Source organism: Nonomuraea sp. NPDC049152 (assembly GCF_040648355.1).
Taxonomy (GTDB): Bacteria; Actinomycetota; Actinomycetes; order Streptosporangiales; family Streptosporangiaceae; genus Nonomuraea.
The window spans coordinates 1-11,261 of record NZ_JBEZDO010000068.1; the positions used below are offsets into that span (position 1 = coordinate 1).

The 11,261-nt window shown below is 65.2% G+C and carries 7 protein-coding genes and 1 pseudogene; 4 read left to right on the plus strand and 4 right to left on the minus strand.

Annotation, left to right across the window (positions count from 1 at the left end; genetic code table 11):
- Positions 1–70 precede the first annotated feature (70 nt).
- On the minus strand, positions 71–367 hold the full coding sequence (locus AB0B45_RS50895) for a hypothetical protein (RefSeq protein WP_358146194.1): 297 nt from the start codon (positions 365–367) through the stop codon (positions 71–73).
- Between the two features lie 416 nt (positions 368–783).
- Here AB0B45_RS50895 and AB0B45_RS50900 point away from each other — a divergent pair, with 416 nt between their 5' ends.
- The 3 genes from AB0B45_RS50900 to AB0B45_RS50910 all read left to right on the plus strand — a co-directional run bounded on the left by AB0B45_RS50900 (position 784) and on the right by AB0B45_RS50910 (position 8,329).
- The gene (locus tag AB0B45_RS50900) at positions 784–2,505 is read left to right on the plus strand and encodes a DNRLRE domain-containing protein (RefSeq protein ID WP_358146196.1); all 1,722 of its coding nucleotides are present in this window, start codon (positions 784–786) and stop codon (positions 2,503–2,505) included.
- On the plus strand, positions 2,441–7,684 hold the full coding sequence (locus AB0B45_RS50905; RefSeq protein ID WP_358146197.1) for a DNRLRE domain-containing protein: 5,244 nt from the start codon (positions 2,441–2,443) through the stop codon (positions 7,682–7,684). The genes AB0B45_RS50900 and AB0B45_RS50905 overlap by 65 nt, the downstream gene beginning before the upstream one ends.
- Before the next feature lie 99 nt (positions 7,685–7,783).
- Positions 7,784–8,329 carry a hypothetical protein gene (locus AB0B45_RS50910; protein WP_358146199.1) on the plus strand — a complete coding sequence of 182 codons (546 nt, stop codon included), beginning with the start codon at positions 7,784–7,786 and terminating at the stop codon, positions 8,327–8,329.
- A gap of 62 nt (positions 8,330–8,391) precedes the next feature.
- Here the strand turns inward: AB0B45_RS50910 and AB0B45_RS50915 are convergent, their stop codons facing one another.
- Positions 8,392–9,051 carry an ISAs1 family transposase gene (locus AB0B45_RS50915; protein WP_358146201.1) on the minus strand — a complete coding sequence of 220 codons (660 nt, stop codon included), beginning with the start codon at positions 9,049–9,051 and terminating at the stop codon, positions 8,392–8,394.
- Positions 9,052–9,151: 100 nt separating this feature from the next.
- On the opposite strand from AB0B45_RS50915, the gene AB0B45_RS50920 reads away from it, so the two are divergent.
- Positions 9,152–10,186, plus strand: coding sequence for a tyrosine-type recombinase/integrase (locus tag AB0B45_RS50920; protein WP_358146203.1), 1,035 nt, complete (start codon positions 9,152–9,154; stop codon positions 10,184–10,186).
- A gap of 312 nt (positions 10,187–10,498) precedes the next feature.
- Here the strand turns inward: AB0B45_RS50920 and AB0B45_RS50925 are convergent, their stop codons facing one another.
- Together AB0B45_RS50925 and AB0B45_RS50930 are read right to left on the minus strand one after the other, a co-directional pair.
- Complete coding sequence (locus AB0B45_RS50925) at positions 10,499–10,843, minus strand: hypothetical protein (protein WP_358146205.1); 345 nt, start codon at positions 10,841–10,843, stop codon at positions 10,499–10,501.
- Between the two features lie 173 nt (positions 10,844–11,016).
- A pseudogene (locus AB0B45_RS50930) lies at positions 11,017–11,261 on the minus strand (MarR family transcriptional regulator); the annotation flags it as partial.

The following is an 11,261-nucleotide window of genomic DNA, read 5'->3' on the forward strand; positions in this document are numbered from 1 at the left end:
CCGCGCCCGTAGACCGAACGGTGGATCGCCGACCAGTAGACCTAATCCAACCGCAACGACGAAAGGGACATCAGCTCGCGTAACGCACTCTCAGATGGCGGTGCAGGTCGGTGAGGGCGGCGTCGAATCCGCGTGCATCGCCGATCTCACCCAGCGTGCGAGCCACTGGGATGAGAACTGCCCCGCGGTCGCTGGCCGGAGCGATCTCGGCGGCGTGTTGGAGATAGGCAACGGAAGCAGACTTCCGTCCGATCTTGCGCAGCTCGTTGCCATGGACGCGCAGGGTCAGGAGAAGAAGATCAGGAGCGTCGATGCGGCCCGCAACGTGGAGTGCGCGCCCGGTCCATGGGGCGCGCACAACGATCATGAGGGGTCGCGTTTGTCATTCACACCCGGGGGTGCCCTCAACCGCCCGGCCTCGTCCAGCCCGTGTGTGTCCCGCCAGCTGAGAACGCTTCGGCCCTGCCGAGCCCACCAGGCCCGGGCTCAAGCGGCACCGCTGCGTACCGTCCCGGATCCGATCACCGATCCGAAGCGACTCGACGACCTGGACATACGACGGCGAGATCGACGCGGAGTTCTCCATGAGTACTCACATGCCGCTTGAGCTGGATGGACGTAGATTCGGCAGGCGCAGTGCTGCTTGAACCGCACGGACGGAGTTTCGGCAGGACCAGTCTTCAAAATATCGAAAATTTGTTCGCCTTCAAGGGTTGTGGCTCCAGGTAAAGCCGGGGTAAAACTGATCTTGTTTTGCCCCCGTTTACCTGATTGAAGGTGTTAGTGAGCATCTCACGAAGATTACGCCGTTCGCGGCTGCTCGCCATGGCGCTGGCGGTCGTCATGCCCGTCACGGTGACGGCAGCACCCGCGGCCGCAGACCCTCCCGACCCGACGCCCACGACGGCGACTACTCAAGCGACGGACCCCGGGCTCAAGGCCGCCTGGGAGAAGGCGGCCGCGTCCGGCCAGCCCGTCGAGGTGCCCGCCCGGTTCACCGAGACCATGAAGGTCTGGGCCGACCCCGATGGCAAGAACCTCCGCGCCCAACTGCACACCCGGCCCATCCAGCTCAAGAACCCGGCCAGCGGCGTCTGGGAGCCCATCGACACCAGCATCGTGACCCGCGACGGCAAGCTGCAGGCCGCACGCGTCAAGACCCCGCTGACCTTCGGTGGGCGCGGGGCCAAGCGCCTGGTATCGGCGGCCGAGGAGCAAGGCAAGATCGCCTTGGGGGTGGCCCGGGCGCTACCGGAGCCGAAGATCTCCGGCAATACGATCACCTACCCCGACGCCGTCGCGGCGGGAGCGGACCTGGTGGTGCTGGCTCTGGCCGACGGGTTCGTCTCTCAGGTGGTCTTCCGGCGCAAGCCGGATGGCCCGGTGACGGTACGGCTGCCGCTCACCCTGCCCAAGGGAACCTCTTTCGGCAAGAACTCTGAGGGGCTGCCACAGCTGCAGGACGCCAAGGGGCAGGTTAAGGCGGCGCCGATCGTGCTGACCGCGATGGACGCCAAGGTTGAGGCCTCTCCCGAGGAGGGCAAGAGCTCCCCGGTCACCGCAAGCGTGGAGACCTCCGGCAAGACCTCGGAGCTGGTGTTCTCCCCGGATGAGAAGTTTCTGGCCGATTCGGCGGTCACCTATCCGGTGACGATCGCGGCCGCCTCGGAGTGGTTCGGCGGCGGCGTCCCCAACGACGCCTGGGTCAGCAAGAACAACCCGAGCAGCAACAACGCCACGGCCGGATGGCTGCGCGCGGGCACTACCCAAACCAGCGCCGATATCGCCCGCGTGTACCTGAAGTTCAACACCGAGGCGCCGGAGCTTGAGGGCGCCAAGGTCATCGACGCTGACTTGTATGTGTGGAACTACAAGTCCGGCGGCCCCAACGGCCAGCTGTGCGGCGAGATCGGGTCGGGCATCGTCGCCTCCCGTGTCACCTCCCCGTGGACCCTCGACGGCACGTCGACCAACCTGAGCTGGTCCAAGCAGCCCTCGAACAGTGGCACCGAGGGGGGCAACAAGTACGGCTACAACTACGAAGCCCCCGCCGGCAGCTGGTGCGCCAAGGAAGAACAACTCGTGCACCGCGTCACCACCATGGCCCGCGCCTGGATCGAACAGAAGGTGCCCAACCACGGGCTGCTGCTGCGGGCGGTCACCGAGAGCCCGGCGATCAACTGGCGCCAGTACTACGCCAGCGAATACGGCGGCACCCCCTACCCGGGGTTCCGCCACCCGCCGACTCTGATGGTCGAATACACGCCCGCGCCACCACGGCGCCGGGAAACGGTGGTCATCTCCTCACGTGAGCCGCTCACCTCGATTCCTGAGTACGAGGAAGCTCTCACCCGGTCCGTTTATATGCCAGAACCCGGCGAATCGGCCGACTCGCTGGATCCGAGCGGTGAGCTGATCGCTGCCACCGAAAAGCACCCGTATGGCAATGGCGACCCCGTCAACACCGATCAACTCTCCCCCGAGCTGCCTTTTCCCCGGCGATAGCGAGGACACCAGCAATCCAGAGGGTGAGGAGGACACGGCACAGCCGCGGGTGGTGGCGACAGAGCCTGCCAACGATGCCACCGATGTCGCCCTGGAAGTCCAGGTCCGGGTGACGTTCAGCGAGGAGGTCGGTGAGCCGACGTTCTCGGTGAGAAATGCCGAAGGCGTTGAGATTCAGGGCACGACAGGATCTGACAGCACCGGCAAGATCGCGACATTTACGCCCACACAACCGCTCCGCCCCGGCACCAAGTACACCGTCACGGTGTCGGAAGCGATCGACATGTGGGAAAACACGATGATCCCCCATACCTGGTCCTTCACCACGCTGCAGCAGGCTGCGGGCCACTGGAAGTTCGATGAGGGAAATGGCGGCACGGCTGCGGACTCATCAGGGAATGGTCACGACGCGAGCCTGAACGAGACGGCGGCGTGGATCGCCGGGAAGAGTGGGAACGCGGTCTCCAACATGCCGTCGCAGGCGCGGATCGCCGCCTCGCGGGCGGCGGCCACGCAGGGCAAGGCCATCGAGGTTGCCGATGAGACGACTGCGACCAGCATCACCTACGCCCAGCCCGACGGGAAGACGTTCAAGACCGAAGCCGCGGCCGGTCCGGTGCGGACCAAGCAGGGCGGCGGCTGGGTGCCGATTGACACCACCCTGGCCGAGCAGAGCGGCAAGTTGCGGCCCAAAGCCCTCGCCGAGGGCGCGGTCATGGAACTTACCCCCGGCGGCACGCACCCGTTCGTGAAGATATCCGCCGACGGGAAGTCATATGCGCTGCGCTGGCCGACACCGTTGCCGAAGCCGACGGTGAAGGGCAGTGTGGCCACCTACACCGACGCCGCCGGTATCGGAGCCGACCTAGTTGTGACGGCGCTCCCGACCGGATTCCGGCACGATGTCGTACTGCGGGAACGACCTAGCAAGCCGCTGGAGCTGCGCATCGGCGTAGAGAGCGACGGCCTGACCCTGTCCGAGGGCAAGGGCGGACGGCTGCTGCTGAGGGGTAAAGACAAGAAGCTCGTGGCCTCAGCCCCCCAGCCGATCATGTGGGACGGCAGCGCCAAGGGCCGCCTACCGCTGGCCAAGCACGCGGTCATCGACACCCAAGTCGTGTCCAAGGCCGGGCGCACAGAGCTGGTGCTCAAGCCGGACCACGCGTTCCTGTCGGACCCGAAGACTGTGTACCCGGTCCGAGTGGATCCGACCACGACGCTGCCGGTCAACAACGACCTTGGCGTCTTCAGCACCGACACAGTCGACTCCCCCGCCTACCCGGTGGGCAATACTCTGCCGGTCGGTGTACAGACGGGCCAGACGATGCGCTCCCTCATGCGCTTCGACACCTCTTCGTTGGTCGGCAAGACCATCACCGATGCCAAGCTGTCCATGTCGATCATCGAGTCCTCGGCCTGCGGAGCAGCAGTCGGGCAGGGTGTGCAGGTGGCCCGGGTGACCGGTGCCTGGGATGAGAACAACCTCTATTGGGCGAACAAGCCCGCCTTCACCACAGAAGACGCCCAAATCAACAAGGCAGCCATCGACTGCACGAGCACCCAGACTCCGACGGAATGGAATATCACCGGCATCAGCCAAGACTGGGCAGCCGGCGCGGCCAACCACGGCCTGGTGCTGAAGGCTCCCACCGAAAACAGAGCCATTGAATGGCGATACTACGCCTCCTCCGAGGGCACTGAATGGAACGCTCCGCCCAAGCTGGTCGTCACGACCAGCGCACCGGCATCGTCCCCCACGATCGCTAATCTCACGATCAGCCCGGCGCAGGATGTTGCCGGCACGACCGTGACGAGCTCGCTCACTCCACAGCTGGCCGCAACCGTCGCCGACACCGCTGGCGGCAACCTGACCGGCGAATTCGAGGTTGAACACGATCCCGTCGCCACCGGCCAAGGAGCCGGCCAGATCTGGGCCGGAGCCTCTCAGGCGGTCACGTCCGGTGACCAGGCCACGGTGAGCATCCCCGCGGGGAAGCTGGCCGATGGCTGGAAGGTCCGCTGGCGGGCTCGTGCGGTCAGCGCCACCGCATCGACCACCTCGGCGTGGTCGTCTTGGCAGACGGCCACGGTCGACGTGCCCAACCCGACGGTCGGCGCCTTCCAGGTCACCCCCTCACAGGTGGTGAACGGCGTCACCGTGGCCACGAGCGTGACCCCGACCCTCCACGCCACCGTCACCGACCCCGCCGCCCAGCCGGTGCGGGCGGAGTTCGAGGTCGAGCACGACCCGGCCGCGACCGGTCAGGGCACCGGCCAGATCTGGGCGAGCGCTGTGGACAACGTCGCATCCGGCACCCAGGCCAGCATCGCCGTCCCCAACGCGAAACTCACGGACGGGTGGAAGGTGCGCTGGCGGGTCCGGGCGGTGAACACCGCCACCACGGTCGGCTCACCGTGGTCGGACTGGCAGGCCCTGACCGTGGATGTGCCGGACCCGGTCTCAGAACCGGCCGTGGGCGCGCTGCAGGTCACGCCGTCCCAGCACGTGGACGGCACCACAGTCACCCCCGCCCTCACCCCCAGCCTGCTGGCCCAGGTGAGCGACCCGGTCGGCGGCGCACTCCGCGCCGAGGTCGAAGTTGAACACGATCCGGCCGCACCGGCCGGGCAGGGTACTGGCCAGATCTGGACCGGTGGCACCGACAACGTCCCGGCAGGCACCCAGGCGACCATCACGGTCCCGGCGGACAAACTGACCGATGGGTGGAAGGTACGTTGGCGGGCCCGCGCAGTCTCGGCCACCGTCGCATCCGCCTGGTCGGGCTGGCAAGCGCTTACCGTCAGCCTGCCCAAGCCTACCGCCACCGGCCTGGCCATCACCCCGTCGAAGGTGGTCGACGGCGTGACAGTGACCACCAAGCTCACCCCGACGCTGCAGGCCACCGTCGCCCACCCGACGATCCAGGCGCTGCGGGCCGAGGTCGAGATTGAGCATGACCCGGCCGCCCCCGCCGGGCAGGGCAGCGGCCAGATCTGGGCCGGCGGCGTGGACGACGTGGCCTCTGGCACTCAGGCGAGCATCGCCGTCCCGGCGGACAAGCTGATCGACGGGTGGAAGGTGCGCTGGCGGGCCCGTGCGGTCGCCGCCGCCGCTTCGTCGGCCTGGTCGGACTGGCAGCAGGTGACCGTCGATGTCACTCAGCCCGGTGAGGAGTCCCTGGCGCAGACCGCCGGACCGGTGATCCGCACCGACGAGAGCTTCACCGCCGCCGCCTGGCTGCGTTGGGGCGACAAGGATGGCGACTACACCGTGGCCGAGCAGAAGGGCACCCACCAGGCCCCCTTCCGGCTCGGCAACACCGCTGAGCGCGGACTGGTGTTCACCTTCACTGGCGCCGACACCGCGAACGCGACGGTGGAGGGCGTGCTGTCCGACGTCGAACCACCGGTCGGTGAGTGGTTCCATCTGGCCGGTGTGTACGACGCGACGGCCAAGACCGCCTCGTTGTACCTCAACGGAACCCTCATCAAGAGCGCGCCCGTCAGCTTCGCTACGTGGAACGCAGACACCGCCATGAGCCTGGGCAGCAAGGTGAACGGCGACCTTGACGAGGTCCAGATCTACCAGCGACCTCTCAGCGCTGAGGATGTCACCGGCGTGATCACGTCGGCCTCGGCCCCAGTGTCTGTGGCTGCGCCGGCATCGCATAAGGAAACCGCCGCGCAAGCCCTGGCAGCAGCCGTGCCGGGCTCCTTCGACTACCAGCGCATCAGTCTGCAGACGTGTCAGGTCAGTCCGGGTGAGACCGGTTATGCGGAGTATGATGCCCGTATCCGCGAGCTGTCCTACAATTCGTGCTGGTCGGCCTATCTCTACATCCAGGACTATGAGGAGGACGATTCGGACGGCAAAATGAAGAAATCGTTCTGCAAAGGGACGTTCGGGAAGAAGAGTAGTGTCCTCGCGCGGATCTGCAGCCGAGCGAATCCGTTCGACAACAACCACGCCCTCCGCTTCCGCGCCACAACGGTTATCCATAGCTATCTCGGCAACTCGACCGGGACCGGGGTCGTCGGCGACAGCGGAACCGGCATCAAACCGTCAGACATGAAGGTGTTCGTCCAGCTCGATGACTTCGCGATCGTCGACGGGAATGGGCGCGTTGTCGTTCCTGCGTCAGAGCTGAGCGACATACCCGTCGCGGCGAGGGTGCATGCCGGCGCGGAGGGACTGGAAGATGGCGACTGCGAATCTGACCCGGACAAGAAGAAAAACATCAAGGACTGGGTCTCCAGCCCGTACCACACTTTCAACGTTCGAGCAACGATCGACCCGTCAAGCGTCTTTCTCTGCAGGGTCAAGCCGTACGCCGTGTTCTATGATGAAATTCTCGGAGCGGAGGTGGAATGGCTCACCCTTCCTCTGTGGAGTCAGGAGGTTGTAGCCGCGGACGGCAAAACGGTCGGTGTATTCCGCAAGGGAAGTGGACAGCCCTCAGGCTGGAAGCGATGGATCCCGAACTTCCGCTGCGACAACAGGGTCTTCGGTGCCGGTAATTCGAATATTGAGGATCGGCGCGGCGGCTGCATCAATACCAGAGCAAAGCGCGTATTCGTTATGTCCTACCGCCGGAACCCGGAATTTGCGGAGGTCATTAAGCATATCGAAGACGCATTCACCCCCGGCTTCATGCCGACCTATCCGCCATACAGGCCAGGGACGGATTGGGATACGCCATCGCAAGTGCCCACAAGCAAGACACTCGGCACCGAGCAGGCCAAGAATATAACCGTCGGAAACTGGGCCGTCAAGGGTGACCCACTAACAAAGCTCAAATCTGGGGACCAGGACATCAACAGGAAACGATTCTCCAAGATCGAGATGTTCATGGATATGGGCACCCTGGATGAAAAGAAGTGGCTAATCCCCGCAAACAATCCGCACCATGCGGTATTCATCAACTACTGCAAATATTACGAACCAGGCAAGTATCCGGCTCCATTTAGAGCGGACAAACTGCCTATCGGCGGAGCCAACAGCTGTGACGAATATCCATTCGCCTCAAGCAAGGAAGGGGCCGGCACCGCCCAGGGCAAGTACTCTTTGCGGGCCCTGAATAAAGTCCACAACAGGCTGCAGGGCAGCAGAATTGGAACATGGTACACAGAATACCGAGTTGGCGAAGGAAACTCGTTCTGGGTGCTCATTGAGCCCTAGGGCCTGACGAGAGAGAAGATTTAAAAGGTGGCGAGAGGCGTAATTCCCGCCTCTCGTCATCCTTCCTTCGGACCCTTACTCAACGAAATCTGGATATTTATGACCCCGTTTCCTGTCGAAAATCAACAACAACTTCTGGTGGCGCATGGGCTCGACAGATGGTTCGGCGCCCAATGGGTCAGTATCGAGGATCGTCACGAGGTGGCCCGGCGTCTGAACTTCCCGGCGGAGACGATAGAGACGTGCGACTTTCAAACCGCTTTGAGGTCGTACGATCCCGTGAGCCCTGCCCAGCGGGTTTGGATCACGTCGCATGCACCCGGCTGGTCTCATGTCCTTCTCCTCAGCGGTGGGCAAGCGTCCTCCGCAGAGGCGCTCAGCCGCCATGGCCGACGTGTGTTTGAAATTTCCTACATCGGCGGAATCGAGGAGATTGAGGAGCTGACCTACGTCCACGATGGCGAGTACAGAAGCGTCTTCGACGAGGAAGAGTACCGCGTCCATTGGGCAGATCTGCCTAACGACAATATGATGTCTGAGACGGAGACCCTGGACCAGTATCTGATCATCATAGGAAGAATCACTGGGCGATTCCTCGGCCACGACTGGGTTTCATCGCAGGGGCTGTTGTGCGTCATGCCCTGATGTTGGCGTAACGCCTCTTGGGACAGGGCTTCGGCATAGTGGAGATTTGCCCGGTTCCTTGATCATGTGAAACCGAGAATAGCGAGGCCGCGGGAGGCATCTCGGGAGAGATGGCGGATGGCCTGGGCGAGATTGCCCGCTCCGGCCAGGCGTAGCGCGCCGATGGCGAGGTTGCGCAGGGTGGCCATGGCGCGGGGTGCGTTGCCGGTGCGGATCTGGGAGTGGTCTTCGGCGAAGGTGACGTCGCGGACGTAGCGGAGCTTGTTCTCGATGGACCAGTGGCCGCGGATCCAGGTCGCCAGGTCGGCGGGGCTGGTCTGCCAGGCGGGCAGGCTGGTGATCGCGTACACCGTGACCGTGGTCCATTTACCCGTCTTGAGGTGCTGAACCTGCCGCCTGATCTGCATGGCCTGCATGGCGTTCGGGAACAGCAGTCCGGCGGTGACGGTGACGACCTTGAGAGTGCGCCGCTCGGCGCAGCCGTGTCCACGGTCACGCTCGCGGTGCCTGAGCGACGTCATTCCTTCCTGGTTTGCCCGTCTTGTGGAAGAAAAGGGGAGCAAGATGCGTGAGCCTGTGGTGTACAAGCGGTGTGGTTGCTCGCGTAAGGACAGAGCCTGCCTCGGTCTGGCCGATGAGGGCCACGGCTCGTGGTACTTCGCGGTCCAAGCAGTAGGTCCGGGCGGGCGTAGGGAGCGGGTGCGGCGGGGCGGCTTCCGCACCGCAGATCACCCTATGCAAGCTGCCCGCGATCTCCTCGCAGCCGATGTCTCAGGAGCGGTGAGTACCGCGTGCACGGTATCGCAGTGGTTGCGGCACTGGTTGACCATCCTCCAGCCCGTCCGCGAGCGCACTCGGCAGGGTTACGCCGATCATGTGCGGATCCATCTGATCCCCGGCTTGGGTCGGGTCCCGATCGCGGAGTTGGGGCCGGTCGACCTGCGTCGCTTCTTCGCCGGTCTGGCTCAGCGGCGCAATCGGTACGGCAAGGCGCTGTCTCCGTCCACGGTGCAGCGGGTCCACGCCACCTTGCGGGCGGCGCTCAATGAGGCGGTCCGCGAAGGGCTGATGGCCGCGAACCCGGCGCGCGGGTTGCGTCTGCCGCGCGCCCGGCGTCCCCATGCCCAGGTCTGGACTCGGAGTCGGGTAGCGGTGTGGCAGGCCACGGGGCAGCGTCCGGCGGTGGCGGTGTGGACGACCGAACACCTGACGGCCTTTCTGGATCATGTCCGCGAGGATGCGTTGTATCCGTTGTGGTGGCTGGCCGCGCTGCGCGGTCTGCGCCGCGGCGAGCTCGCCGGGCTGCGGTGGGTGGACATCAGCCTGGAGACCCGTGAGCTCACGGTCGTCCAGCAGCTCATCCATGTCAACGGCCAGTTGCGAGTCGTCTCGCCCAAGAGCGAGGCGAGCCAGCGCACAACCGCCTTGGACGCCGAGGCGGTCCGTCTCCTGCGCCGCCATCAGCAACGTCAGCACCTGAAGGGGCTCGATACCGCCGGCTGGGTGTTCACCCGCGAGGACGGCCAGCCGATACGACCGGACTACCTGACCTACCGGTTCCGGTACTTGGTGGCATCCAGCGGACTGCCGCCGGTACGGCTGCACGACTTGCGGCACGGCGCCGCCTCCACAGCGTTGGCCGCGCATGTGGACCTGCGTACGGTCCAGGGTCAACTCGGGCACGCCAGCATTGTGCTGACCTCCGACACCTACACCTCGGTCTTACCTGAGCTCCATCACGCGGCGGCCGAGGCCACGGCACGCCTGGTACTCACCACAGCGCGAAGAACAGGTCGCAGGCTGCGGAAACGGACACTCCGGCTCCGGCGTCGCCCCACGAACCAGATGCCACGCTAAGTGCGCTGCCAGAAAGCTTCCGTGGTGCCGGTGTGTCCCAGATGTGACCCAGGTATGACCCACCTCATGATTCTTTGATCAAGAGGTGGGCGAATCTGCAGGTCAGAGTGGTAGGGCGCCCGGGGCTCGAACCCGGAACCTACGGATTAAGAGTCCGCCGTCGTGGCCGATGCCGCCGAAGGTGACGCCGTAGCCGCCGCGCCGCTGCGGGCCGCGTTCGAAGATGAGGGTCTGCCAGCCCTGTACCGCGTCAAAAGGCCGTCGCGACCGCTCTGAGCTGTGGTTTGACCGAGTCCACGGAGGCAGACAAGATCACGTTTTGTGTCTGTTCGCCTGCTCTACCTGATCACGGTCCGGGTGTTCGGCTGGCTGATGTTGCTGAGCCGCAGCCAGGCGTCGAAGGACGTTGAGATCATGGTGTTGCGTCACGAGGTGGCGGCGGTGCTGCGGCGTCAGGTGGCACGTCCGAAGCCGGACTGGGCCGATCGGGCCGTTCTTGCGGCCCTGGCTCGGCGGTTGCCGGCGGTGCTGCGCGCTCATCGGCTGGTCACTCCCGCGACGTTGCTGGCTTGGCATCGTCGTCTGCTCCAACGCCAACTCAGACAGCGCGTTCATCAGCGCGGTCCCGACGCCGCGGCGTTGCGCTGCCTCGGCCACGTACAGCTATGCGCACGCGGGGAGCGGTTGGTGCGCCGGGTCTCGGCTGACAGCGGCGCGTGTTCCAACGCGGCGGCGTACTGGCCAAGGACCGTGTCGTAGGCGACCGGCAACCGGGTGGAGCGGGAGCCCGGACGGCGCTTCGTCATCTCGGAAGTCGTCGCGACGCGTTCTCATGCGCCGGTGGCGGACGCATCCGGCCCCGTGTCGCCGAGGGAGACGAGCAGCCGGCGCAGGAGCACGGGCATCTGGGCGCGGTCGGCGGAGCTCAGGCCCTCCAGGAGCCGCCGCTCGTTGGCGAGGTGATGTTCGACGAGCGTGTTGACCAGGCTCAGCCCTTGATCGGTGAGGGAGATCAGGACGCGGCGCCGGTGGGCCGGATCGACGGCGCGGACGACCAGGCCCCTTTTCTCGAGCT

Coding starts and splice junctions, on each gene's coding strand:
- AB0B45_RS50895 (WP_358146194.1), bottom strand. CDS start 367: ATGATCGTTGTGCGCGCCCCATGGACCGGGCGCGCACTCCACGTTGCG.
- AB0B45_RS50905 (WP_358146197.1), top strand. CDS start 2,441: ATGGCAATGGCGACCCCGTCAACACCGATCAACTCTCCCCCGAGCTGC.
- AB0B45_RS50910 (WP_358146199.1), top strand. CDS start 7,784: ATGACCCCGTTTCCTGTCGAAAATCAACAACAACTTCTGGTGGCGCAT.